22 protein-coding genes and 1 pseudogene are annotated in these 25,014 nt (G+C 69.6%); 12 read left to right on the forward strand and 11 right to left on the reverse strand.

What is annotated here, in order from left to right; genetic code table 11:
• Window positions 1-48: 48 nt before the first annotated feature.
• Window positions 49-420, reverse strand: a complete 372-nt coding sequence (locus AC5L38_RS08345) for an NADH-quinone oxidoreductase subunit A (RefSeq protein ID WP_495242171.1) — start codon at window positions 418-420, stop codon at window positions 49-51.
• A 265-nt stretch (window positions 421-685) separates the two neighbouring features.
• Here AC5L38_RS08345 and AC5L38_RS08350 point away from each other — a divergent pair, with 265 nt between their 5' ends.
• The 5 genes from AC5L38_RS08350 (at window position 686) to AC5L38_RS08370 (ending at window position 6,665) form a co-directional block, all read left to right on the forward strand.
• Window positions 686-2,122 carry a polysaccharide deacetylase family protein gene (locus AC5L38_RS08350; RefSeq protein WP_495242172.1) on the forward strand — a complete coding sequence of 479 codons (1,437 nt, stop codon included), beginning with the start codon at window positions 686-688 and terminating at the stop codon, window positions 2,120-2,122.
• 81 nt (window positions 2,123-2,203) lie between these two features.
• On the forward strand, window positions 2,204-2,293 hold the full coding sequence (locus AC5L38_RS08355) for a putative leader peptide (protein ID WP_389919017.1): 90 nt from the start codon (window positions 2,204-2,206) through the stop codon (window positions 2,291-2,293).
• Window positions 2,294-2,506: 213 nt separating this feature from the next.
• Window positions 2,507-4,360: a 2-oxoacid:acceptor oxidoreductase subunit alpha gene (locus AC5L38_RS08360; protein ID WP_495242173.1), complete on the forward strand. Its 1,854-nt coding sequence runs from the start codon at window positions 2,507-2,509 to the stop codon at window positions 4,358-4,360.
• A gap of 82 nt (window positions 4,361-4,442) precedes the next feature.
• On the forward strand, window positions 4,443-5,426 hold the full coding sequence (locus AC5L38_RS08365) for a 2-oxoacid:ferredoxin oxidoreductase subunit beta (protein WP_495242458.1): 984 nt from the start codon (window positions 4,443-4,445) through the stop codon (window positions 5,424-5,426).
• Window positions 5,427-5,738: 312 nt separating this feature from the next.
• Window positions 5,739-6,665, forward strand: a complete 927-nt coding sequence (locus AC5L38_RS08370) for an NAD-dependent epimerase/dehydratase family protein (protein ID WP_495242174.1) — start codon at window positions 5,739-5,741, stop codon at window positions 6,663-6,665.
• 18 nt (window positions 6,666-6,683) lie between these two features.
• Here AC5L38_RS08370 and AC5L38_RS08375 read toward each other — a convergent pair whose 3' ends face one another.
• Both AC5L38_RS08375 and AC5L38_RS08380 read right to left on the reverse strand, forming a co-directional pair.
• A complete protein-coding gene (locus tag AC5L38_RS08375; RefSeq protein ID WP_495242175.1) occupies window positions 6,684-7,001 on the reverse strand; it encodes a DUF5131 family protein in 318 nt (105 codons plus the stop codon).
• Window positions 7,002-7,070: 69 nt separating this feature from the next.
• Window positions 7,071-7,604, reverse strand: coding sequence for an amino acid permease (locus AC5L38_RS08380; protein WP_495242176.1), 534 nt, complete (start codon window positions 7,602-7,604; stop codon window positions 7,071-7,073).
• Window positions 7,605-8,001: 397 nt separating this feature from the next.
• Here AC5L38_RS08380 and AC5L38_RS08385 point away from each other — a divergent pair, with 397 nt between their 5' ends.
• Entirely contained in the window at window positions 8,002-8,388 is a 387-nt protein-coding gene (locus tag AC5L38_RS08385) for a hypothetical protein (protein WP_495242467.1), read from the forward strand.
• Window positions 8,389-8,409: 21 nt separating this feature from the next.
• On the opposite strand, the pseudogene AC5L38_RS08390 reads toward AC5L38_RS08385, so the two are convergent.
• Together AC5L38_RS08390 and AC5L38_RS08395 are read right to left on the reverse strand one after the other, a co-directional pair.
• Window positions 8,410-8,619, reverse strand: a pseudogene (locus tag AC5L38_RS08390) (potassium-transporting ATPase subunit KdpA); the annotation flags it as partial.
• A 113-nt stretch (window positions 8,620-8,732) separates the two neighbouring features.
• Window positions 8,733-9,524: a GbsR/MarR family transcriptional regulator gene (locus AC5L38_RS08395; RefSeq protein WP_495242459.1), complete on the reverse strand. Its 792-nt coding sequence runs from the start codon at window positions 9,522-9,524 to the stop codon at window positions 8,733-8,735.
• 221 nt (window positions 9,525-9,745) lie between these two features.
• Here AC5L38_RS08395 and AC5L38_RS08400 point away from each other — a divergent pair, with 221 nt between their 5' ends.
• From AC5L38_RS08400 to AC5L38_RS08410, 3 genes are all read left to right on the forward strand, one after another.
• Complete coding sequence (locus AC5L38_RS08400; protein ID WP_495242177.1) at window positions 9,746-10,417, forward strand: DUF4097 family beta strand repeat-containing protein; 672 nt, start codon at window positions 9,746-9,748, stop codon at window positions 10,415-10,417.
• 88 nt (window positions 10,418-10,505) lie between these two features.
• Window positions 10,506-11,627, forward strand: a complete 1,122-nt coding sequence (locus tag AC5L38_RS08405) for a serine hydrolase domain-containing protein (RefSeq protein ID WP_495242178.1) — start codon at window positions 10,506-10,508, stop codon at window positions 11,625-11,627.
• A 692-nt stretch (window positions 11,628-12,319) separates the two neighbouring features.
• Window positions 12,320-12,973 carry a hypothetical protein gene (locus AC5L38_RS08410; RefSeq protein WP_495242179.1) on the forward strand — a complete coding sequence of 218 codons (654 nt, stop codon included), beginning with the start codon at window positions 12,320-12,322 and terminating at the stop codon, window positions 12,971-12,973.
• Window positions 12,974-13,285: 312 nt separating this feature from the next.
• Here the strand turns inward: AC5L38_RS08410 and AC5L38_RS08415 are convergent, their stop codons facing one another.
• Window positions 13,286-13,498 carry a DUF397 domain-containing protein gene (locus tag AC5L38_RS08415; RefSeq protein ID WP_495242180.1) on the reverse strand — a complete coding sequence of 71 codons (213 nt, stop codon included), beginning with the start codon at window positions 13,496-13,498 and terminating at the stop codon, window positions 13,286-13,288.
• Window positions 13,489-14,310, reverse strand: coding sequence for a helix-turn-helix domain-containing protein (locus AC5L38_RS08420; RefSeq protein WP_495242181.1), 822 nt, complete (start codon window positions 14,308-14,310; stop codon window positions 13,489-13,491). The genes AC5L38_RS08415 and AC5L38_RS08420 overlap by 10 nt, the downstream gene beginning before the upstream one ends.
• A gap of 877 nt (window positions 14,311-15,187) precedes the next feature.
• Here AC5L38_RS08420 and AC5L38_RS08425 point away from each other — a divergent pair.
• Together AC5L38_RS08425 and AC5L38_RS08430 are read left to right on the forward strand one after the other, a co-directional pair.
• On the forward strand, window positions 15,188-15,919 hold the full coding sequence (locus AC5L38_RS08425; RefSeq protein WP_495242182.1) for an ATP-binding protein: 732 nt from the start codon (window positions 15,188-15,190) through the stop codon (window positions 15,917-15,919).
• Window positions 15,920-16,314: 395 nt separating this feature from the next.
• Window positions 16,315-17,778, forward strand: coding sequence for a glycoside hydrolase family 62 protein (locus AC5L38_RS08430; protein WP_495242183.1), 1,464 nt, complete (start codon window positions 16,315-16,317; stop codon window positions 17,776-17,778).
• A gap of 190 nt (window positions 17,779-17,968) precedes the next feature.
• Here AC5L38_RS08430 and AC5L38_RS08435 read toward each other — a convergent pair whose 3' ends face one another.
• From AC5L38_RS08435 to AC5L38_RS08445, 3 genes are all read right to left on the reverse strand, one after another.
• Window positions 17,969-19,291 (reverse strand): hypothetical protein, encoded by a 1,323-nt coding sequence (locus AC5L38_RS08435; protein ID WP_495242184.1) that lies wholly within the window; start codon window positions 19,289-19,291, stop codon window positions 17,969-17,971.
• A gap of 124 nt (window positions 19,292-19,415) precedes the next feature.
• The gene (locus AC5L38_RS08440) at window positions 19,416-21,869 is read right to left on the reverse strand and encodes a glycosyltransferase (protein WP_495242185.1); all 2,454 of its coding nucleotides are present in this window, start codon (window positions 21,867-21,869) and stop codon (window positions 19,416-19,418) included.
• On the reverse strand, window positions 21,866-22,684 hold the full coding sequence (locus AC5L38_RS08445) for a WecB/TagA/CpsF family glycosyltransferase (protein WP_495242186.1): 819 nt from the start codon (window positions 22,682-22,684) through the stop codon (window positions 21,866-21,868). The genes AC5L38_RS08440 and AC5L38_RS08445 overlap by 4 nt, the downstream gene beginning before the upstream one ends.
• A gap of 336 nt (window positions 22,685-23,020) precedes the next feature.
• Between AC5L38_RS08445 and AC5L38_RS08450 the strand changes: the two genes are divergently transcribed.
• On the forward strand, window positions 23,021-23,569 hold the full coding sequence (locus tag AC5L38_RS08450) for a dTDP-4-dehydrorhamnose 3,5-epimerase family protein (RefSeq protein WP_495242187.1): 549 nt from the start codon (window positions 23,021-23,023) through the stop codon (window positions 23,567-23,569).
• On the opposite strand, the gene AC5L38_RS08455 is transcribed toward AC5L38_RS08450, so the two are convergent.
• Window positions 23,508-25,010, reverse strand: coding sequence for an O-antigen ligase family protein (locus tag AC5L38_RS08455; protein WP_495242188.1), 1,503 nt, complete (start codon window positions 25,008-25,010; stop codon window positions 23,508-23,510). The two genes, AC5L38_RS08450 and AC5L38_RS08455, sit on opposite strands and share 62 nt — an antisense overlap.
• Window positions 25,011-25,014: the final 4 nt, after the last annotated feature.

Here is a 25,014-nt window from a genome sequence, read left to right on the forward strand (position 1 = left end):
TCTCGGGCCCGGCCTCCGCGCCCTCGGATCCGCCGGGCTTTCGGTCTCTCAGGTCCAGGTGAGCGCGCGTTTGCGCCAGGCGTACAGGATGCCGAGCGCGATGAAGCCGAGGAAGACGAACATCTCGACCAGGGTGGTCGTCCCGAAGCCGGGCGCGGCGAAGACCGTCGCCCAGGGGAACAGGAAGACCGCGTCCACCGCGAAGACCACGTACAGGTAGGTGAACACGTAGTAGCGGATCTGGGACTGGGCCCAGCCGTCGCCGACCGGGTCGACGCCGCACTCGTAGGTGAGCAGCTTCTCCGGGGTGGGGCGGTCCGGCCGGAGCCCCCGGTTGATCAGGAGCGCCCCGGCGACGATGAGCAGGCCGATCGCGAACAGCGCGAGGACCACCACATAAGAGCCGAAATATCCGCTCATGGCTCCTCCTCCTCGGGGACCCCGGAACCTCGGAACCCACAGCCCCTGAGACCGCCGCCGAACGCTCCGGGACCTGCCGTACGAGGCTCTCCGCCCTACCTATAGCAGTATCGCCCCTTCCCGTCACGCCGGGAAAGCCGGGAAAGCGACGGGCGCGGAACGCTAAAGGCTCCGTGCACTTAATACCAAGCCAGGGCAAATACCCTATTAGGCCATATAGCGTTAGTTTATGTTTAAAGTGCGATTCGTCGGAGGAATCGCCTGCATGGCCGCGACGATGGCCGGTTGCGGCGTGGCCACCGCCTCTCCCCACGCGGATTCCCCCGTCCCCTCGGAACCAACGCTGATCAACTACGTGGACCCCTCCATGGTCCAGGACCTGAGCACGAGGAGCCTGAACTCGGGGGAGGGAGAGACCGCGAGCCGTCGCGTGCACGTCACCTACCCGGCCATCGCCGACGCCCCCCGGCTCACCGAGAAGCTCTTCAGGACGGTGACCGCGAGCCTCGATCGGTTCACCCGGCACGACGTCCCCTCGGGCGCCCTGCCCAACCCCGAGTTCAACGTCGACTGGCAGCTCGCCGCCGCGTCCCCCGAGGTCCTGGGGGTACGGCTGCGCATCGGCCAGTCCATGGGCTCCGGCTGGAGCGAGTCACGGACCACCGTCTGGTACGACCGGGCGAGCCGGCGCGCCCTGGACTCCCCCGGCCTGATCAGGGACAGCGCGGCGCTGACCACGCTGGCCGGGATCGTCAGGAGCGAACTGGCGCTGCGGGGCCCCCTGGTGAACCCCAACGCGCTCAGGCCGGAGCCGTCGATGTTCGACTCCCTCGGCTTCAACCCGCGCGGCGACCTCGTCGTGGAGTTCGACGACAAGCAGGTGGGCCTGGGCGTCGCCGGGCGGGTGGCGGTCGCCGTGCCGTCCGCGACCGCGGCGCCGCTGCTGTCGGAGACCGGGCTGCGGGCGCGGCGGGCCTCCGTGGGGACCGCGACCCTCACCTCGCAGAAGGACATGCTCGCGGCGAGCATGGACAAGCCCGCGGCGCGCAGCTCCAAGGCGGGCACCGTGGACTGCGCGAAGGCCAGATGCGTGGCGCTGACCTACGAGGACGGGCCGGGCCCCGAGACCGGGCGGCTGCTCAACATCCTCGGCGCGTACAAGGCGAGGGCGACCTTCTTCGCCCTCGGTTCCAACGCCTCCGCGCGTCCCGAACTGCTGCGGCGGATGCGTGACGAGGGACACCTGGTGGCCAACCACACCTGGTCCCACCGCGACCTCAGCGTGCTGTCCTCCGCCATGCTCGCAGACCAGCTCACCCGCGCGCAGCACGCGATCGTCCAGGCGATCGGCCAGGTGCCCACGCTGATGCGCCCGCCCTACGGCGGGACCGACGAGCAGGTGGCCTCCGTCGCGCGCCGGCTGGGCATGTCCGTGGTGCGCTGGAGCGTGGACGCCGAGGACCGGCGCGACCCCGACCCCCGGGCGATCGCCCGCCGGACCGTCTCCCAGGTCAAGCCCGGGGCGATCGTCCTCATGCGTGACTTCAACCGCGCCACCGTCGACGCGGCCCCCGCGATCCTGCGCGAACTCACCGCGAAGGGTTATACCTTTGTCACTGTCCCGGAGTTGTACGGCCCGCACGCGATGGAACCGGGCCGGACCTACGACTCCGGAACCGTGTCAAATGTGCTGGACAGGTAATCCGTGTCATAGCCTGAAGCTATGGGGCCATAGCCGGAGGCGATGAGAGCGTCTTCGCGACGGGACATATAGTTGGGCATCGTGATCCCAACTGTCCTCTTCGGCCGCCTGCACGTCGACCTGTGTCGGCTCGCGGCCGGGCTGTGTCGGGCCGACCGTCCGCGATGGTGACTCCCCCGTAGGCCGTGCGACGGCCGCGCGCGCGATGTCCGCGCCCAGCTTCGACTCAGTTTCGACTCAGCGGCCGTCAAGGATATGCGACAAAGGTCACTTTCCTTCGCCGAGTGGAACGCGAAAAGACTACGCGTGACCCCGAGGATCTAGCATGGAAAAAAGAATGTGCCACGAGCAACGGCGCCCTGTCGCGTCGAGGAGGACTGAGCTGTGACCAAGCAGGTTCAGCAACTCGACCGCGTGATCATCCGGTTCGCCGGCGACTCCGGTGACGGCATGCAGCTCACCGGTGACCGCTTCACCGCCGGAACCGCGGAGTTCGGCAACGACCTGTCGACGCTTCCCAACTTCCCGGCCGAGATCCGCGCCCCCGCCGGCACCCTGCCGGGCGTGTCGAGCTTCCAGCTGCACTTCGCCGACCACGACATCCTCACGCCGGGCGACGCTCCCAACGTCCTGGTCGCGATGAACCCCGCCGCGCTGAAGGCCAACCTCTCCGACCTGCCGCGCGGCGCCGACCTCATCGTCAACACCGACGAGTTCACCAAGCGCAACCTGCAGAAGGTCGGCTACGACGGCAGCCCCCTCGACGACGACTCGCTCTCCGAGTGGCGGGTCCACCCGGTGCCGCTGACCTCGCTGACGGTCAAGGCCCTCGAAGGCTTCGCGCTGTCCAAGAAGGACGCCGAGCGCTCGAAGAACATGTTCGCCCTCGGGCTGCTGAGCTGGCTCTACCACCGGCCCACCGAGGCGACGATCCAGTTCCTCGAGAACAAGTTCGCCAAGAAGCCCGACATCGCCAAGGCCAACATCGCCGCCTTCCAGGCGGGCTGGAACTACGGCGAGACCACCGAGTCCTTCTCGGTCTCGTACGAGATCAAGCCGGCCAAGCTCGCCCCCGGCGTGTACCGCAACATCTCCGGCAACCAGGCGCTCGCCTACGGCCTGATCGCCGCCTCGGTGCAGTCGAAGCTGCCGCTGTTTTTGGGGTCGTACCCCATCACCCCGGCCAGCGACATCCTGCACGAGCTGTCCAGGCACAAGCGGTTCGGCATCCGCACCTTCCAGGCCGAGGACGAGATCGCGGGCGTCGGCGCGGCACTGGGCGCCGCCTTCGGCGGGGCGCTGGGCGTCACGACGACCTCCGGGCCGGGTGTCGCGCTGAAGGCCGAGACCGTCGGCCTCGCGGTGACCACCGAACTGCCGCTCATCATCGTCGACGTGCAGCGCGCCGGTCCCAGCACCGGCATGCCCACCAAGACCGAGCAGACCGACCTGCTGATGGCCATGTTCGGCCGCAACGGCGAGTCGCCGCTGCCGATCGTGGCGCCCTCGACCCCCTCCGACTGCTTCGACGCGGCGGTGGAGGCGGCCAGGCTCGCGGTGAAGTACCGCACCCCGGTGATGCTGCTCTCCGACGGCTACCTCGCCAACGGCTCCGAGCCGTGGAGGCTGCCCGACGCCGCCGACCTGCCCGACATCTCCACCGAGTTCGCCTCGGGGCCGAACGGCGAGGACGGCACGACCTTCCTGCCGTTCAAGCGCGACCCCGAGACCCTCGCCCGCCCCTGGGCGATCCCCGGCACCGCGGGCCTGGAGCACCGGATCGGCGGCATCGAGAAGGCCGAGAACACCGGCAACATCTCCTACGACCCGAACAACCACGACCGGATGGTCCGGGTCCGGCAGGCCAAGATCGACGGGATCGCGAACGACATCCCGCCGCTGGCCGTGGACGACCCCGACGGCGACGCCCGCGTGCTGGTGCTCGGCTGGGGATCCACCTACGGGCCGATCGCGGCGGCCGTGCGGCGCGTCAGGAGGTCCGGGGGCAAGATCGCCCAGGCCCACCTGCGGCACGTCAACCCGCTGCCCCTCAACACCGGCGAGGTCCTGCGCGCGTACGACAAGGTCCTCCTGCCGGAGATCAACCTCGGCCAGCTCGCGCTGCTGCTCCGCGCCCGCTTCCTGGTCGACATCATCAGCTACAACCGAGTGCGCGGGCTTCCGTTCAAGGCCGAGGAACTTGCCGGCGTGATCCAGGACGTGATCGACAGTGAGTAGTGGTACTGAGTTGCCCCAGGTGTCCGTCCCCGGAAGGGGCGGGGCGCTTTCGCTGGTGCCGAAGTCCGAGGTCAAGCTCGGGATGAAGGACTTCAAGTCCGACCAGGAGGTCCGCTGGTGCCCCGGGTGCGGTGACTACGCCATCCTGGCCGCGGTCCAGTCGTTCGTGCCGGAGCTCGGGCTCAAGCGCGAGAACATGGTGTTCGTCTCGGGCATCGGCTGCTCCTCCCGGTTCCCGTACTACATGGACACCTACGGGTTCCACTCGATCCACGGCCGCGCCCCGGCGATCGCGACCGGCCTCGCCGCCTCGCGTCCCGACCTGTCGGTCTGGGTGATCACCGGTGACGGCGACGCGCTGTCCATCGGCGGCAACCACCTGATCCACGCGCTGCGCCGCAACGTCAACCTGAACATCCTGCTGTTCAACAACAGGATCTACGGCCTGACCAAGGGCCAGTACTCCCCGACCTCCGAGATCGGCAAGATCACGAAGTCGACCCCGATGGGCTCGCTGGACAAGCCGTTCAACCCGATCTCGCTCGCCATCGGGGCCGAGGCGTCCTTCGTGGCCAGGACCATCGACTCCGACCGCAAGCACCTGCAGTCGGTGCTGCGCGAGGCCGCCGAGCACCGGGGCACCTCCCTGGTCGAGATCTACCAGAACTGCAACATCTTCAACGACAACGCCTTCGAGCCGCTGAAGGACCCGGAGCAGCGTGACGACATCACGCTGCGCCTGGAGCACGGGCAGCCCATCGCCTCGGCGTCCAAGGCGGTGCGCAGGGCGGCCGACGGCGGCATCGAGGTCGTCCCGAGGTCGTCGGTGAGCGAGGACGAGATCCTCGTGCACGACGCCCACCGCGCCGACCCGTCGCTCGCCTTCGCGCTCTCCCGGCTGGACGAGCCCTCCTTCGAGCACGTCCCGATCGGCGTCTTCCGCAACGTCGACCGCCCCTCCTACGACGAGCTCATGGCCGAGCAGCTCCAGGAGGCCGTCGGCGAGCGCGGCCCCGGCGACCTGAACGACCTGCTGCTCGGTGGAGACACCTGGCGCATCGGCTGATCCCGGCGCCGTACGGCACCGCACGGTATCGAACGGCATCGGACGGCATCGGACGGCAGGGCCCGCCTCTCGGAATCCGGGAGGCGGGCCCTGCCGTTTCGCGTTCCTCAATGACAGCCGCTTTCCGGCGAATCACTTTTTCTGGGGATTATCTCCGTCGTCACCACGGCGTCCCGTACGGCGAGGTATTAATTCCTTGGGCCGCACGGCTCCGCCCGGTTCGCGTGGCGCTGTTCCCGCCGGCGGGAGATCCGGCCCTCCACACGGAAGCCATCCGGCGAGACTCGCCACGTACGGGAAAGGAAAGCGCCCATGCCGAGCCCCGCGGAGGAAGATTACTGGCACGCGAGGCCCGTGCTGGTGACGGGGGCCGGTGGCTTCATCGGAGCTCACCTGGTACGGCGTCTGGGCGCGCTCGGCGCGCGGGTGCACGCGGTCAGCCGCCGCTCCAGGGAGAGCTCCAACGGCGAGACGTGGCACGTCGCGGACGTCGCCGACGCGGGCGCGGTCGAGTGGCTCGTCGGCTCGACCCGCCCGGCCGCGGTGTTCCACCTGGCCAGCGAGGTCGCCGGGGCCAGGGATCCGCGGCTCGTGCTGCCGATGCTGCACAGCAACCTCACCGGCGTGGTCAACCTGCTGACGGCGGTCGCCGACGTCCCCGAGACCACGGTGGTGCTGGCCGGTTCGCTGGAGGAGCTCCGGCCCGACGAGGGCGACAGGGCGCCGTCCTCGCCGTACGCGGTGTCCAAGTGGGCCGCCGACGGCTACGCGCGGATGTTCCACCACCTGTGGGACGTCCAGGTCAGCAACCTGCGGATCGGCATGGTCTACGGGCCGGGCCGCCAGGACACCCACAAGCTGGTCCCCTACGTGGCGCTGTCGCTGCTGCGCGGCCGGACACCCGAGCTCGGCAGCGGGACACGCCACCTCGACTGGGTGTACGTCGACGACGTGGTCGACGCCTTCCTCGCGGCGGCCCGGACCCCGGACGCGGCGGGCCGCGCCTTCGACATCGGCACCGGGACGGGCACCTCCATCCGCGACACCGCGGACCTGCTCTCCGAGATCGTCGGCGGCCGGGCCCGTCCCCGCTACGGCGTGCTCGCCGACAGGGCCCTGGACAGCGCCAGGATCGCCGACACGACCGCCGCCGCCAAGATCCTCGGCTGGCGGCCGACCGTGGGGCTTGAGGAGGGCCTGCGACGGACCGTCGACTGGTTCGCCCGCGAGAACGGCTGATCGAGGGGCTCGGCCGGGCTAAGCCATCATAGGACGGGCCAAGCGTGCGACGGTTGGACGGTGCACTGGCATCTTGTCCCAGGCGCGCCCGTCCAGCAGGCGTCCGCGGGCCTCGGGAGTCCTGCCGCCCCATTGCTTGAAGAAGTCGACTCCATCCCGAAGACACTGGTCACGGAGCTCCCGCCCCCAGCGGGGATCAACGGGCCTGGGGGTCTTCGTCATCCCCGGGCAGTTGTTCACCGCCCAGTTCCTGGAGCCTTCCTTCAAGAACTCCGGGGATTCCATGCTCGCGCGCATTGACGTGCGGGCCATGCCTGACGCGGTCACGCACGTCATGCCCTGTCGGCTGCCCCCCCGCGAACATCGCCAAGCTCATCTTGACCACTCTGGGCTCGCTCCTGGTGATCATTGGGCGGCCGGTGCGATGAAGGCGCGGGCGCTGTTGGTGATGCCTTTGAGGTTGATCGCGGTGATCACGCCGAGCACGGCCAGGCACAGCCACACGGTATACGGCAGGAGCTCGGGAAAGGCCGAGGTCAGCGCGGCGACCCCGGCGGCGACCGAGACCGCCACGTTCAGGACGTAGTCCACGATGAGTGAGGCGCCCGCGACCAGACCGGCCCCGCGGCCCAGGTAGGCCTTGGCCACGCCGTAGGCGCCTCCCCCGGCGGGGAAGGCGGCGATGACCTGTCGGTAGGACAAGGTCAGCACACCCAGCAGGGCCGCGATAGCCAGCGTGACCGGGAGGGTGAAACCAAGCCCCGCGCCACCGGCCAGGGCCAGTACCAAGACGATGGCCTCAGGACCGTAGGCCACCGAGGCCATCGCGTCCAGTGAGAGGGCCGCCAGGCCGCCGGTGACCGTCAGCCGGTGCCTGTCACCGGTATCGGGGGGATCAGGGGGCTCCTGGGGACGAGCTGGGGTCAACGGCGCGGACATCACGTCACTCCTGTGCGAGGGCTGCACTTCATCGTCGCCCCCGACATGGAGATCAATTGTCGATCTATATGATCTTTTGATGCCTTTGCGGCGAATAACAACGCGTATCCCACAGTGATGCAGTGAAAACGGCGACCGCGCCACCGGCTGAGGCCGGGAACGTCCGTACCTGGCAGGCGGCTCATCATGAGGAGATGGGGCGGGAACGGGACGACGAACCTCGATTCCGCCGCATCTGCTGGCGCCCGATGTCCTACGAGGTATCGGCGTCGGGGAATTCGGCGCAGTGTCGCCAGTAAAGGCGTCAGAAAATCCTTCAAAGGCGTAGGGATCGCGTCAAAAACATGGTGACGCGCCCAGGTACCGGCTCACCATGGGACCGGAAAAGAGCGGCGTCGTGGGACGTCGCCGGGCCGGGATCCACCGCGTGCTGGAGGGTGTTGTGAACGAGGTCGCGGGATTGTGGCTGCTGGGCGTCGACCTCGCCCTGTTCATGCTCGCGAGGCGCGTCAGGAGCGGACCGGTGCGCGGCTGGGGCGGGCTGGCGGCCAGGATCGGCCTGCAGGACGCGCGATCGTGGGAGATCACGCACGACGAGGTCGAGCCGTGGATCACGGCCGCGGGGGTCGCGGCGGGACTGGCCGGGCTGGCGTCCTTGTCGATCGAGGAGAGCTCGGTACTGGCCGCGGTGACGGCCCTGGGCCTGGGACTGTGCGGCGCGCTGCTGCTGGCCGCCGCCGTAACCGGACGCGCGGTTACGGCGGCCCGGCGCCTGAGAGACTGATTGCCGGTGCGTCCGCCCCGTTCGGACCAGGATCGGGGTGACCAGGAAGTACATCGAGACCAGCTTGATCTCCCGAGCGCCGACCTTCTTGCCGAGATACTCGGGAGTGCGGCCGACCATGAGACCGGTGATGAAGAGCAGGGCGTACACGAACAGGATGGAGACCGACCGAGAAGGCCCGCACGCTGCGGGCGTACACGCTGAGAGGCAGCGCGGTGGCGTCGGCGACATGGAACTCGCCCGCGGGCCGGCGCTCGACGGCTGTCTCGATCATGGTGGGATCCGGGTACGCCGGTCGCGATGGAGCGGCTCGCTGCGGAGCTCGGGCACGGCTCGACGAGCACTCACCGTACGCCCGGACCGTCTTGAACCGTGCCGGGTGCGATGGAGGCTCTAGCCTGCCCTGGGTTCGGTGGAGTCGCGTTTCCGGGTTTCGTGTGGAGGATCTCGCGGGCCTGGTCCGCGGCGCGGGCGATGCTCTCGGAGACGAAGTCGACGAAGCGGGCGATGTTCTGCAGGCGGGCGGCGGCCGGGGTGCCGGGGCCGAGGATGTCGACGCCCTGCCGGGCGATCTCGCCGAGGTGGGCGGTGGCGCGGGCGCTGGCCATCGTCGACTGGTACAGGACGTCGTCGTCGACGAGGTAGTGCTCGCGGCGGCGTTCGTCGCGTTCGCGGCGGATGAGGCCCTGGCCTTCTAGGAACGTGATCGCCTTGGAGACGGACGCCAGGCTGACCTGGAGGCGCCCGGCGAGCTCGGAGGCGGTGAGGCTGCCGGTGTCGGTGGTGTAAAGGCCGGCCAGCACCCGGGCCGTCATCTTGGGCAGGCCCGATTGCATGAAGACGGTGGCGAAGATCTCCTCGTACTCGCGCACGGCCTCGACGTCGCGTCCGTACGCCGGCTGGGGGGTATTGGGGTCCCGGGGCGCGGGGCGCCTGCGGCGGTGGGTGCGGTGTTCGGTCGCGCGGTGGGCCAGGTCGGCGCGGTAGGCGGTGGGGCCGCCGTTGCGCATCACCTCACGCGTGATCGTCGAGGTCGGACGGTCGAGGCCCCTGGCGATCTCCGCGTAGGCGAGACCGTCGGCCAGTCCCAGCGCGATCTGCTGGCGGTCCTGCTGGGTAAGTCTGCCTCCCGGCATCGCGGTCTCCCTCATGGTCTGCGGTAGCCCCAGCATAGCGTTCATCCTCAATTCATTGCAACGGCCAGAGCGATGATCGTTGCATTGAATTCAAACCATTGCAACACATTATTGGCTCTGAGCTGCATCTATAGTTTCTGAGTGCAATAAGTTGATTGACGAATACAGAAATGCAACGTAGTGTTTCCATCGTCGGAAACAACGAGCCGAAGGAAGAAACGATGCAGAAGTTCGACACCCCCGCCCCGGTGACCGCCGTCCTCGACATCCCCGCCGGCCGTATCCGGTTCATCGCCGCCGACCGGGCCGACACCGTGGTCGAGGTCCTCCCCGCGGACGCCTCGAAGAGCCGCGACGTGAAGGCCGCCGAGCAGACCGAGGTCGCGTACGGCGACGGCGTCCTGCGGATCAAGGCTCCTGAAGCGAAGAACCAGATCCTCGGCGCCTCCGGATCCGTCGAGGTCACGGTCCGGCTGCCCGAGGGCTCCCGCATCGAGGCGAAGGCGGCCAGCGCCGAACTCCGGGGCGTCGGACGGCTTGGCGACGTCGCCTTCGAGGGCGCGCAGGGCTCGGTCAAGCTCGACGAGGCCGCGAGCGCCCGCCTCACCCTGCAGGCCGGCGACCTCTCGGTCGACCGCCTGGGCGGCCCCGCGCAGATCAGCACTCAGAAGGGCGACCTCCGCATCACCGAGGCCGTGCGCGGTACGGTCACGCTGCGCACCGCGTCCGGCGAGATCTACGTCGGCGCCGCCCGCGGCGTCTCCGCCACCCTGGACGCCGGCACCACCTACGGCCGGATCCACAACGCGCTCAGGAACACCGACGGCGCCGACGCCGCCCTGACCATCCACGCGACCACCGCCTACGGCGACGTCACCGCCCGCAGCCTGTAGGCCCGCAGCTTGTAAGAGGGACGCCCCAGGCGCGGCGATCCTGTCCGTTCGATCGAATTTCGTACCGGTTCCGAAGGAGCACACCACCATGTCCATCACCCTTACCGACCAGGACCGCCCGGAGCTGCGGAAGGTCATCGAGGAGATCGTCGACTCCGGTTTCACCGGGATGACGCTGCGCGTGCACGATGAGCGGGGCACGTGGGCCGGCAGCGCCGGCGCGGCCGAGCTGGGCGGGACCGACAGGCCGCCGATCGACGGGCACGTCCGGATCGGCAGCAACACCAAGACCTTCACCGCGACCGTGGTGCTGCAGCTGGTGGCCGAGGGCAAGGTCGAGCTCGACAGCCCGGTGGCCGGCTACCTTCCCGAGTTCGGGCTGGACGAGCGGATCACGGTGCGGATGCTGCTGCGGCACACCAGCGGGGTGTTCAACTTCACCGGCGAGTACTACGACGACGGGACGGTTGTACCGGGGATCCCCGCCACGACCGCGGGCCAGGAGTGGGTGGACAACCGGTTCAAGACCTACCTGCCGAAGGAGCTGGTGGAGCTGGCGTTGTCCAAGCCGGCGCGGTTCGAGCCGGGAACGGGCTGGAGCTACTCCAACACCAACTACGTGCTGGTGAGACTGCTGATCGAGAAGGTCACCGGCCGCTCGGTCGCCGAGGAGATGCAGCGGCTGATCCTGGGGCCGCTCGGGCTGTCGGGCACCACGGCGCCGGCCACCGAGTCGGACGTCCCCGAGCCGCACGCCCACGCCTACTACCGCTACGAGGAGGCCGGGGAGCGGAAGACGGTCGACGTCACCCGCCAGAACCCCTCCTGGATCTCCAGCGGCGGCGACATGATCTCGACCACCCAGGACCTGCACACGTTCATCTCCGCGCTGCTGGGCGGCAGGCTCCTGCCGGCCCCGCTGCTGGCCGAGATGTGCACCCCGCACCCGACGGGCGCCCCGGACATGGACTACGGCCTGGGGGTGTTCGTACTGACCACGGAGGGCGGCGGCACCCTCATCTCCCACAACGGAGGCATGGCGGGCCACGCGGCGCTGATGTACGGCACGCCCGACGGCGGCACGACCCTGACCGCCGCCCTGAACTATGTGGACGACGTCGAGATGTCCCTGGGAGAGGCGTTCCAGAAGGCGACGCAAAGGCTCATCGAAGAGGTGTTCGGCGGCGGGCAGGCCGAGCCGGCCCGGTAGACGTGGACAGGGACGAGCGGCGTGGGCCCGCACGGGCCAAGCCGGCTCGCCCACCCCGTCCGAGGCCGACCGGCACAGACGACCGGGTCCACCCGGACCACACGCCGCGGCGGGTCGACGCCGAAGTGCGACCGTACTGCTGAGAAGCCATCTCAAGCGACGCGGTACCGGCCGGCCCTGCTGAACGGCTTCGCCGCCGAGACCAGCCTGGTTCTCAAGCCGAGCTGATCAACAAACCTCGGACTTTCGACATCGGTAGGTCGACGACGAAAACCCCTGGCCAGATGGCCAGGGGTTTCGAGTGCTTCCGGAGTGTGGTTCGGAAGTCGAACTCGCCCTTCTTGGCGCCGTCGACGAAGGCGCCCCAGACGCTCGCGCTCACCACGAAGGGCGCCCGCCCGGGAGCCTCGGCGTCACGCAGACCCACCCGCCTGCCGTCCCAGAGGGTTCGCCGAACCCCGGACCCCGCCCCCGGACCGGCTGCGGGCCCGGATCTCGTGGAGGCATGATCCACATAGGTGCGGGCCGGAACACCGAATGAGCGGACAGCGCCCGTCGCGAGCCGCGAGGAAGCATCATGAAGGCAGTGATCGAACGCCATTGACGAATAACGACGGTGGGGGTTCACGATGCTCCGTCGATACCGTCGGCCGTCATTCTCCAGGCCGGCATCCGGATTTTCCGTCGGGCGATTGATCCTGGTCGCGTTCGGCCTGGGCGTGATCGTGGCGGCGCTCGTCGCCGCCGCCGACCCGTACCGGCAGACTCGTGAGTTCCACGAGGTCGTGACATGCGAGCGGAGAACCCACGACTGCTTCGTCAGGGAGCCGGCTTCCATCGCCGGCCGACGCACCTACACCACGACGCACACCGACTCCGAGGGCCACACGACCACGACCACGCACTACGAGATCACCTGGCAGCGGGCCGAAGGTGCCCGGCAGACCCGCGAGGTGTCATGGAGCCTCTACGAGAAGGCGCGGGAGGGCCAGCCGGCCACGCTGCGGTCCTGGCACGAGGAGGTCGTCGGTGCGGAGGTGGCGGGCAGGACGCAGTGGTTCCTGCCGGAGGTGGGCGGGACGCTCGGCAACTGGCTGCGCCTGGCCTTCCTCGGCCTCGGAATCCTGCTGTGGGGACTGCTGTTCGGCTGGTGGGACGGATTCTTCATGCTCGTCTGGCGCACCTTCGCCTGGATGTTCATGAGCATCATGCCGGTGAACCTGGCGACGCGGGCCCTGGCCTACGACCTGAACACCGGATGGGCTCTCGTCATGGACATCGTCATGTGCGCCTTCTTCGTCGGCATCCCCGCCTGGATGCTGTTCAGTTCACTTGACGACTGGTAGGTGGACGCGAGCCGGACGGTGCCGATTTCAGTGGTTCTTCCCTGACAGGTTGGAGATGAGGCGCGAGCAGGATCCGACCCAGCGCGACGTGGCTACCACGACGGGGTCCCCGACCCGAGAGTCGCGACCATCGACACAGCGAGGTCGACCGTGTCGAGGTGGCGCCCCTGCGCTCTTACGTCGATGCCCTTGGCGGGCGGCTGCGCGTGGTCACCGACTTCGGCGACGTCGAACACACCGTGGCACAGCCCGTACGACGACAGAAGCCCCTGGACAAGGTGCCGGGGGCTTCCCTCGCTTCCAGGAGCGGGGTCAGAAGTCGAACTCGCCCTTCTTGGCGCCGTCGACGAAGGCGTCCCAGACGCTCGCGCTCACCACGAAGGGCGCCCGCTCGGGAGCCTCGGTGTCACGCAGGCCCACCCGACCACCCGACAACGGAGCCACCTCCAGGCAGTTTCCCTGGTTGGATCCACTCTTGGTGGCCTTGCGCCAGGCCGCCGTCTTGAGTTCGTCGCTCAGATCCACAGTTTCTCTGCCTTTCTGATCAACTCGATGGACGCGCGCTGGGGCTGCGCCTCCGCGCGCAGGGCGTCGTATCTCGCGTGGATGGCTTCCACATCTTCCGGACGACTTGATACATATCCATTGGTTGCGGATTCGATGTACACCATATCCGGGTTTCCCGGAAGCTGGGCGATCACGAAACCACCGAGGATTCCCGTCGTCACTCCCAGCTCCATGGGAACGATCTGGATGCCGATTCGCGGGGACTCTATCGCCTGCGCGAGGCGTTCGAGTTGTCGGCGCATGACTTCCCTGCCACCGATCGGACGGCACAGAACGCCTTCGTCAATCACCGCACGGAACAGCGGCGGGTCGGCGCGATCGAAGATCGCCTGGCGCTCTATCCGAGCGGCGACGGCCTTTTCTGCTTGCTCGTCGGTTATGCCGGGCTCTCCACGGATAACCGCCCGCGCGTATTCCTCGATCTGGAGAAGGCCGGGTATGACGAGCGGCTCCCAGGTGTGCAGCGTGTGCGCCACCGGCTCGATGTCGAGCCAGCTCCGGAACCACCAAGGGCTCACGGCATGGGTGATGTGCGCCCAGAACTGGACGAGCTCCCCGTTCGCCCCCAGGGCGTCGTCGCAGCGTTGTGCCAGGTTGCGGCTAGGTGTGCGCTCGCCCCTCTCGACGAAGCTCAGCAGGCTCCTGCTGAACTGAGTCACCTCGGCCAGCTCATCCTGAGTCATTTTTGCCCTTTTTCGATATTTACGGAGTTCCGCACCGAAGAGAGCAAGGTTACTCATTGTCGGGTCGAGCTCGGAGTTCGTGAACATTTCGACTCCATCCAGCGGGGAATTCCACACCGCGACACAAATGACACAGCTTTTCCACAAAGTGTCTCACTGATGTGCCACATGCTTCACTACCCAAAGTAGCGATCCGGGGGCACTCTGTGAAGTGGTCCGGGACAGCGGAAACGCTACCGGAATGGCCCTTTCACGCCTATGAGAGGCCCTCTTCTCGGACCATCGAAAAACACCGTTTATGTCCGGATAAGGGGGTGGAAAGTGTCTGTCGATTCATCGGAGAAGGAGATATCGGTCGTACTTTATGCCTCTGCCGGACACACACCTGTCACCGCTGAGTAAGTCCCGCGGAGTCGCCTCCTCGCAAGGCGAACCCACCAAACCAGACGGGGCCTGCCACGGCACGGAACGCCATGACAAGCCCCTCGACCGGACTCTGGAGGTCCGATCTGATGCGCAACTCTAGAGGAAACCCCAGGCCGATCCGGGTGCGTTGGCACGCGAACCGGCCACCGATGCCGCTCGGCTGCCGTTGGTGCGGCCATCCCCCGTACGCGCACGAGGCCGCCAGCCTCCCGCACCGCGCGCACCACCATTGGGAGCAGCCCACCCCCGCCCAGGTCCACGCCCGGATGAGCATCCGTCGCCGCCTCGACCTCTCCGGCCGCCCACCCATCACGACGCCCATCCGCACGATCCCCGGCTCCATGGCCTCCCGCTCCATGGCCTCCGGCTCCACGGTCCCCACCGCTCTCCCCGCGCGGTCTGCGGAGGCCTCCCCCGGTCGGCATCGGCGGCCGGAGCAGGTCGTGGCCACGGCCGCCGTGCCGTACCGGCGTGGACGGCCGCCGAACCCCCGCACCCCCTCCGGCAGGCACACCCCGTACCGACAGGGAGCGACGACATGAACGAACGCGCCTCCCAGCCCCGGCAGGGCGGGCGGCATCGGCGCGGAGCGGCCACCGCGCAGATCGACCACCGGCCCTGGGACCCCGCCGAGCGCTCCGCCGCCGAGCGGCTCGACCAGGTCGAGCCCGCCTGGACCGTCTGGTACGGCCCCGGCACCCGGCGTTTCCACGCCGCCGCCCTGTGGCCCGCTCCCGAGCCCCTGACCGTGCGGGCCCGCACCGCCGACGAGCTACGCGGCCTGATGCGCGAGGCCGAGCACGGTGCATCACCATCCCGAGGAGAGACCATGCCCGAGATCCCGGACATCCCACCGGCCCCGGACGACCATCGGACCGTCTGCTGGGACCTGCCGCACGACCTGCCGATCGTCGGCAAGGCCCGCGCCATGGTGCGCGAGACTCTCACTGCCTGGAAGCTGCTTCACCTCGTCGACGATGTCGTCCTGGTGACCGACGAGCTGCTCGCCAACGCGATCGTTCACGGTGAGCCCGTGGTCAGGCTCTCCCTGCGGGCGAGTGCGGACGAGTTCCGGGTCCAGGTCACCGACCGGGGAACCGGGCAGCCCCGCCTCCTCGCCCTCGACGCCGAGGCCGTCCACGGCCGCGGCCTGGCCATCGTCCGGGCCCTCGCCCACGACCACGGCGTCGCTCCCCTCCTTGACCGTCCCGGCAAAACCGTCTGGGCCCGCTGGCGCCTGCCGCCACACGACGCCTCGCCGACTCCGTGAACCAGGTGTCCGGGACCCGATGACGTACGTTCACGGCCTGCTCGCCGCCGCGTCGAACGGCCGCGCACGGTAGAAGATCAACGCCATCGCTGAACGTTTCATCACAGAGCCGATCTCGCACGGTGCGATCGGGATGCCCGTCAGGGCAGATGAAGGCCCACCGAGGGCACGAGCGCGGGGAAGAGGGTCAAGGGGCGTGCCTTGACGAGGGTCGGCCACATCGTATTGGCTCCGCGCACCACCACCATCTCTCGCCGGAGAAATGGAGCAGTCCGTCAGCGAACTCAATGTGAGCGCTAACAACAAGCTTGGCATGTACATCTGGGCGGCACCCCCGCACGCCACCACCCGCACCAGTCCCCGACAGCGGCTGGACGAAAAGATGAGGAGCATCCATGCGCCTGCCCTGGCGAACGCGGACACCGCGTCCCTCCGCCGTCACACGGACGGCGTCGTCCCAGCCGACCGTACGCCGCGTCTTCACGATCATCGCGATCCCGGTCCTGCTGGCGGCGGCCGGGCTGGTGGCCACGCAGCCCGCGCAGGCGGCCGTCGCCTGCCGGGTCGACTACACCGTCACCTCGTCGTGGCCGGGCGGCTTCGGCGCCAGCGTCACCATCAACAACCTGGGTGACGCGGTCAACGGCTGGCAGCTGACCTGGTCCTTCGGGGGCGGCCAGCAGATCACCCAGATGTGGAACGCCACGTCCGCCCAGTCCGGTTCGGCGGTGACCGCGACCAACGTCGCCTACAACGCCGCCATCCCGTCGGGGGGCAACACCGCCTTCGGGTTCAACGGCTCGTACACCGGCAGCAACCCGTCGCCCACCTCGTTCTCCCTGAACGGCGTGGCCTGCACCGGGAACCCCGGAACCCCCACCCCCACGGTCACGCCGACCCCCGACCCGACCCCTGACCCGACGCCGACGCCGACACCGACGCCGACCGCTACGTGCAACCTTCCGTCGACCTATCGCTGGAGCTCGACCGGTGTGCTGGCGCAGCCGAGGTCGGGCTGGGTCTCGCTCAAGGACTTCACCGTCGCCCCCTACAACGGCAGGCAACTGGTCTACGCCACCACGCACGACACCGGTACGAGGTGGGGGTCGATGAACTTCGGCCTGTTCACCAACTGGTCGGAGATGGCCTCGGCCAGCCAGAACGCGATGAACAACGCCACGGTCGCGCCCAGCCTGTTCTACTTCGCCCCCAGGAACATCTGGGTGCTGGCCTACCAGTGGGGTGGGCCCGCGTTCTCCTACCGCACCTCCAGCGACCCCACCAACCCCAACGGCTGGTCCTCCCCCCAGACCCTCTTCTCCGGAAGCATCTCCGGCTCCGGGACCGGACCCATCGACCAGGCCGTCATCGGCGACAGCACGAACATGTACCTGTTCTTCGCCGGTGACAACGGCAAGATCTACCGGGCCAGCATGCCCATCGGCAACTTCCCCGGCAGCTTCGGCTCCACCTCCACCGTCATCATGAGCGACACCACCAACAACCTCTTCGAAGCCGTCCAGGTCTACAAACTGGCCAACCAGAACCGCTACCTCATGATCGTCGAGGCGATCGGCTCCCAGGGACGCTACTTCCGCTCCTTCACCGCCACCAGCCTCAACGGCTCCTGGACCCCGAACGCCACCACCGAGAGCAACCCCTTCGCCGGCAAGGCCAACAGCGGCGCCACCTGGACCAACGACATCAGCCACGGCGAGCTGCTGCGCACCAACGCCGACCAGACCATGACCGTCGACCCCTGCAACCTGCAACTGCTCTACCAGGGGCGCAGTCCCAACTCCGGCGGCGACTACGGCCTCCTGCCCTACCGGCCGGGCCTGCTCACGCAGCAACGCTGACGGCGTGACACACCTCCGGCCCGAACGTTCCCGACGTCCACCGCGAAGGCGTACGCCGAACCGGATGAGCGTGCGATCAGGACCGGGTGAAGCCGGAGCGGGCGAGCTCGGTGCACGGCCGAGCCCGCCCGTGTCACGCGGAGAGCCCAGATCGTCCGCTGTCCGAGCGGGGGAGTTCGCCTCGGGGACGTCAGGGAGTGATCCGGTAGATGTGGTGGGAGTACTCGGCGGCGAAGGTGTCGGTGAACCTGCCCTGGGCGTCGACGGGGATCGTCCGGTTCTCGAAGAGGACCTCGGCGCGCGTCGCCCGCGTTCCGCGCGGCAGGGTGAACGTGCGCCTGCCGGGGGACGTGTTCGCGCCGGCCATCGCGAAGACGTAGGACGAGCCCTGATGGTGTTTCAGCATGGTGTCGAGGCCGGTGCCGAAGCGGTGCGCGTACGACTGGGTGTTCAGTACGGGGGCCAGTTGCCGGATGCGCCGGTTGACCTCGGCCACCGCGGGCCTGACCTTCCGCCCGCACTCCTCGCGCAGCACGTGCTGGGAGTGGCAGGGCCCGCCGAAGTTGTGGTTGAAGTAGATGATGCCCCGGGCCTCGTGGATCAGCGAGCTCATGACCGCGCCCGTCACCTGCTGCGGCTGGATGGCCCGGGTGTCGTTCTCGGCGGGCCAGCCGACCTCGACGAAGCCGTAGATCGGCTGGCGGCGGCCGTCCAGCGCGTCCAGCTCGCGCTGGCGGTCGAGGACGGCGCCGTAGTTGGCGGCCCTGCGGCACCGGGAGGTCGGCAGGGACAGGAAGTTCTGCCCGTCCAGGCAGACGCTCGCGCTGGTGTACCAGTAGATGTCGGACGAGACGACGTCGGTGAAGCGGTTGACGAACGTGGCGGCGTCCGTGTCCCGCTCCCACATCATCACGCCCTTGCCGTAGTTGGCGTAGTGCATCCTGCCGTCGCCCTTCGGCACCTTTTCCTTGCGGGTGCGCAGCACGGTGAAACCGCATCCCTTGTCCTCGGGGACGCACAGGGGGCCCTCGCCGGGGTGGTTGCCGGTCCACCCCGCGTCCCCGGCCTTCGCCCACATGTCGACCTCGTCGTTGAGCAGCCAGCCCACCGTCTCCCCGCCGTGGCCGGGCAGCGGGGCGCTCGTCAGCGCCGACATGCCGTTCTTCCGCACCAGCGTCATGTCGCTGGTCTCGGTCAGCTCCACGTAGGTGTTGATCCCGGCGGCCCGGTCCTTGTCCGCGTCGGCCTGGGTGATCACGGACTCGAACCAGACGCCCACCGGGAAGAACGACGGGTTCGTCCAGCCCGCCGCCGCGGGCGCGGCGAACCGCCCGTAGTAGGCGGGGCCGCCCTCCCACGGCACCCGCGCGGCCGTCGCGGGAGGGCCCGCGGCCGACCACGCGCCGGCCGGCGCTCCGGCGAGCGGGCCCCGGTCCTGGTCGCCGGGTACGTCGATCCAGGAGAGCCCGAGCACCGCCACCGACACCGAGACGGCTCCCGCCCCGACCAGCATCGGCAGCGACCGCCTGGTCCGGCGTTCCGTCGTCCGCTCCCGGGCTGTCGTCCGCTCATGGTCTGTCGTTCGTCCGTGGTCTGTCGTTCGTCCGTGGTCTTCGGAGTTCATGGTCCCGTCCTCCTCATCGCGGACCCGGTGACAGCTCGGCGAGCGCCATCAGCTGCGCGGCACGCGACGACCAGGAGGCACCGAGCACGGATCCCCGTATGGTGTCCGCGGGCTGCAGGCCACCGTCGCGCAACGTCGCACGAACGGCGTCGAGGAAGAGGTCGCCGTCGGTGGCGATCCGCACGCGATCGGCGTAGTTCGCGAGCTCCTGGAAGTCGGTGCTGACCACCGGGAGGCCCAGCGCGAGATACTCCTTGAGCTTGATCGGGTTCGAGTGCCTGATCCACGGGTTGTCCAGCCACGGCATGATCGCGACGTCGAACCCCGATCCGTACGCGGGGATCTGCTCGTACGGCCGGAATCCGAGCCAGTGGACGTTCGGATGGCGGGTGAGCCGTTCCATCGGGACGGTCGCGTCGCCGATGAGGACCAGCGAGACGCCGGGGATCTCGACGGCGATCCGTTCGAGAAGGTCGAAGTCGACGAGATAGTCGTCCAGCGCGCCGAAGAAGCCCACCCTCGGCCCGGGGATCGCGCGGAGGTCGGCGGGCTGCTCGCTCTCCGGGCGCCGCCGGAAGTGGTCGGTGTCCACGCCGTGGTCGAGGAAGTGCGCGCGGTCCCCGGTCATGCCGCTCTCCTCGCCCATCAGCGCGGTGCTGACGTAGACCACGTGGTCGGAGCGCTCCAGCAGGCCGCGTTCCAGCGCCTCGATGGTCGGCCGGTCGGACTCGGGGAACGACGAGTGCCGGTCGGAGCGGTTGAACACCAGCGCGCGCCTGCGCATCGGCCGTACCACGTCCCAGGCGGTGGGGATGGTCACCATGATCACGGGATGGCGCAGCCCGAGTGCCCGCGAGACGGCCAGCACCTGGGCCCGGACCAGCAGCGCGTTCACCCGCCTGGCCAGCGGCGACCCGTAGAAGGGCAGCGGGAGCGGGGACATCACGTAGAAGCCGGGCAGCTCCCGCAGCGGTCTCCTGACGAGCATCGCGACGCTGCGCAGCTTGCGCCCGACGCGCCGCAGCACCTGCGTGGACCTGCCCGGCATCGGCATGCGCATCCCGATGCTGTTGACCACGAGGACCTTCCTGTGGGCGGCGACCGAGCGCATGAGCTGGAAGTCCGAGTGCGCCCGGTTGTGGTACCACCAGTCCTGCGCCGAGAAGCAGACATAGCCGGGGGAGGCCGCTGCCTCCTGGGCGGGAGCGGCCGTCGTGGGGATGGGGTTCTCCGCCGGCCCACGGACCTCGTTCATACGAGTCCCGTGGGCCGGGGAGGTTCCCTCCTCGTCGGGCAGGAGCGGCCACTCGCGCAGGGGGACCAGCTGGCGCAGGGCGGCCCGGTGCCGCCGCCCGCCCGCCCCGCCCCTGGCGACCGCGCGGACCAGCTCGTTGAGCCCGACGGCCAGCCGCATCAGCTCCGCGCGCGAGCGGCCGTGGCGCTCCCGGTGCATCCGGACCCGGTTGGCCGACGACAGCGCCCACAGCCGGCTCGACGTGGACTGCTCGCCACCGAGATGAACGGCCACGGCACGGGGCTCGTACCGGACGGCGAACCCCGCCTCCCCCGCCCTGAGCATGTACTCGGTCTCCTCCGAGTACAGGAAGTAGCGCTCGTCGAGGGGGTCCAGGGCGTCCAGGCACGCGCGGGAGATCATCCAGGCCGCACCGGCCACCCAGTCGGCCACCTGCGGGCTGTCGTAGGCGGCCGGGTCCACGACCAGCTCGCCGAGCGCCGGAACCCGCCCGGCCCTGTGCCCGCCCAGCAGCGCCTCCCCGAGCGCTCTCGGCACGGTGGGACGCCTGCGCAGGGAGAGGTGCAGCGTTCCCGTCTCACCCGTGAGGCGGGGGGCGGCGATCCCGGTTCCCGGCAGGGCGAGCGCCCGCCGGAGCAGGAGCACCGAACCGGGCGCGAGCCGGATGTCGGGGTTCAGCACCAGTACGTCGCAGCCGTCCGCGGCGGCGATGCCCGCGTTCACTCCGGCGGCGAAACCGGCGTTGCGCCCGGTCTGGATCACCTCGGCCTCGGGCGCGACCTCGCGCACCCGCTCGACGGTGTCGTCGGCCGAGGCGTTGTCCACCACCACGACCCGCGCCGGACCGGCACCGGCCAGCGCCGCGTCGAGCGAGCGCAGGCAGCCCTCGACGACCTTGCCGCTCGAATACGTGACGATCACTATGGCCAGCGGAGGCCACTCGGGAACAGCCATGTCGGAGCCGTTTCTCGTGAGAGAGGACTGAGGCGCCTCGGGCGCGGGACCGGTGGTCGCACGAAGCGCCTCGGGCGCGGGATCGGCGGTCGCACGAAGCGCCTCGGGCGCGGGATCGGCGGTCGCACGAAGCGCCTCGGGCGCGGGATCGGCGGTCGCACGAAGCGCCTCGGGCGCGGGATCGGCGGTCGCACGAAGCGCCTCGGGCGCGGGATCGGCGGTCGCACGAAGCGCCTCGGGCGCGAGGTCGGCGGTCATGTGCGGCGCCTTGATGTCAGGCGGGTGCGCAGGGCGCCCGCGAGGAGGGCGATCGCGAACGGCGCGTCGTCGCGCAGGTAGCGGCGGGCCAGGCGGCGCGGTTCCAGGGCGAGCCGGTACAGCCACTCCGCCCCCGCCCGCTGGACCGGTTCCGGGGCGCGGCTGAACCGCCCTGCCGCCATGGGGATCCCGGCTCCGCAGCCGAGGTACCAGGCATCGGGCAGCTCCGCCCTGAGGGCCTCGATGACCCGTTCCTGCTTGGGGAAGCCCAGCCCGACGAGGACGAGGTCGGGGGCGGCGGCGACCACCGCCTCGACCACCTCACGCACCCCGTCGGGCGTGCTCTCGAACCCGAAGGGGGGCGAGCAGGTGCCCACCACGCGCAGTCCCGGGCCGCCTCCGGTGAGGGTCCGCGCCGCGTCCTCCGGCACGCCGGGCTCCCCTCCGAGCAGGTAGACCGAGCGGTTCTCGCGCGCGGCCCGCCGGGTCAGGGAGTGCACGAGCGAGGCACCGGTGATCCTGCTGATCCCGCGGGGGACCGCCGGCCCGGCGAGCCTCGACGCCCACACCACCGGCATGCCGTCGGCGACCACGATCTCGGAGCGGGTGACGAGGTCCGCCAGGGCGGGGTCACGGGTGGCGGCGCGGACGATGTCGACGTTCGCGGTGACGATCGCGCCGCCGCGCCCCCGCCGCCACTCGTCCGCCACGTGGTCGAGAAGCTCCGCCTCGCTGATCGCCATGACCTCGACGGCCCCGACCCGGACGCGCGCGAATCCCGCCCCTGGCCCCTCGGGTGTCGCCGGGCGCACCACCGACAGGTGCGACCGGCCCGCGGGAGGGACGTTCTCCGGGGTACGCGGTCCGGCACCGTTCCCCTCTTCCGCGCGGCCGGAAGACTCAGTGCCGTTTCCCGCTCCCGCGCGGCCGGGGGGCTCCGTCCCGTTTCCGTCTCTCGTACGGCCGGAGGACTCCGTCCCGTTTCCGTCTCCCGTACGGCCGGAGGACTCCGTCCCGTTTCCGTCTCCCGTACGGCCGGAAGGCTCCGTCCCGTTTTCCGCTTCCGCGCGGCCGGGGGGCTCCGTACTCCGCTCCCTGCCGTTTCCGGCTTCTTCGTCGCCGGGAGGGTCGGGAGTGGGAAAGATGGGCTCATGAGAGTCGAACGCGCCGAGATCGACGATGTCCTGCTCTTCGTCCCCACCCAGCACAGGGACGACCGCGGGCTGTTCACCCGAACCTTCGACGCGGCGCTCGCCGCCGCCCACGGGCTGCGGCCCGAGGCGTTCGTCCAGGACAGCCAGTCCCGGTCCCGGCTGGGGACGATCAGGGCCCTGCACGGCCGGGGCGGCAGAGGGGAGGCCAAGCTCGTCCGGTGCGCCCGCGGGGCCGTGCACGACGTGCTCGTCGACGCCCGGCCGGGCTCGCCGACCTTCGGCCGCCAGATGTCGGTGGTTCTCGACGATGAGACGTTCGTTCACCTCTACGTTCCTCCTGGCTTGTTGCACGGCTATCAGGCACTGACCGATCAGGCCGACGTCTGCTACCGGATCGACCGGGAGCACGATCCGGCCGAGGACCTCGCCGTCCGCTACGACGACCCCGAGCTCGGCATCCGGTGGCCGTTGCCGGTCACCGCGATCAGCGATCGGGACCTGGCCGCGGGCTCCTGGGCGGATCTGCGCGCCCGGCTGGTCGGGTGACCTTCCCGGCGGTCTCGACGGCCTTCTCGCCGGGCTCCTCGTCGGTCTCATCCGCGGACTCCCTGGACTCCCCGCCGGGTCTCCCCGGCGGCCGGACGGTCTGAGCCCTCGGCTGCCGGGTGGCGCGCAGCAGCGAGCCGGCGGCTCCGATGATCAGGAATGACAGGCCCGTCACGGTCGCGAACGAGCGCAGGTCGAACGTGGCCGCCCCGACCAGGGGGACGACCAGGCACGCGGCCAGGGTCAGCCCCAGGTCCCGTACGGCGGGGTCGGAGCTGAGGCGGCGGACGCGCAACGCCGCCCAGATGCCGGTCAGGAAGATCCCGGAGAAGGCGGCCAGGCCGATGACCCCGGTCTCCACCAGCGACAGGATGTACTGGTTGTCGAAGATCAGGTGCTTGGGCGCGTACCAGGTGCCCAGTCCCCTGCCGACCCAGAAGTGGTTCCCGATCTCGGTGGCCGCCACCGCGTAGTCATGGGTCCTGTACTGGATGCTCGAATCGCTGGACAGGCTGGTGAACAGCCCCAGGAAGACGCTCATCAGGCCGGGCACCGCCACCTTCATCCCCACCAGGAAGCCCGCGCCGCCGATCGCCGCCCACAGCCTCCTGCGCGCGGGCCACCCGGCGACCAGCACCACGCTGACGACGGCGAGTCCCAGGACCGCCGACCGCGACACGGAGAACATCAGCCCGACACCGATCAGCGCGCAGCAGGCCCACCAGCGCAGGGAGGGCTCGCCCCGGTCGCGGGCGCCGAACGCGTAGTGCAGCGCGAGAGGGGTGAGCATCGCGCAGACGACGCCGAGCTCGATGGGGTGTCCGGTGGTGGCCGCGACCCGGCGCAGGGTGTTGCGTTCGAGGATCGCCGGAAGCTCCGAGGTGAACCGGAACCCGGGAAAGGCCAGGTACTTCGTCAGGTCGAATTCGAGCACGAACTGGAGCGCCGCGATGACCCCGACGGCCGCGCCGGCGATCACGAGACACCTCAGGACGAAGTCCAGCCGCTCCCGGCCCCGGATGCCGTCGCACGCCCCGAGACCGATGCCCACCGTCGCCACGACGAGGACGATGCTGTGGTCGGCCATGTCGAGCTCGTCGGGCGGGAGGTAGGCGGCGCTGGCGTACCCGTAGGTGATCAGCATCGCCGTGGTGTACACGAACAGCGAGGTGCGTACCGGGTTGGAGCCCTTGGCCGCGCCGAGCGTGGTGGTGAGCTGCGCGCAGAACCACCACAGCGCGGCGAAGAGGCCGACCGCGTCGGCGGGCGTGAGCGAGAAGGGCAGGCCGCGGAAGACCAGCCGCGCCGGGGACAGCATCAGGACCACCACGAACGCGGCGGCCAGGGTGGCCCCGTCGGCGCTGCGGAGGCCGGGGCGGTCGAGCGAGGCGACCGGCACGGGAGCCGGTGCCCGGGTGGGAGCCGAGAGCGTACGGGCCACGGGA

Source organism: Streptosporangium nanhuense (assembly GCF_059358815.1).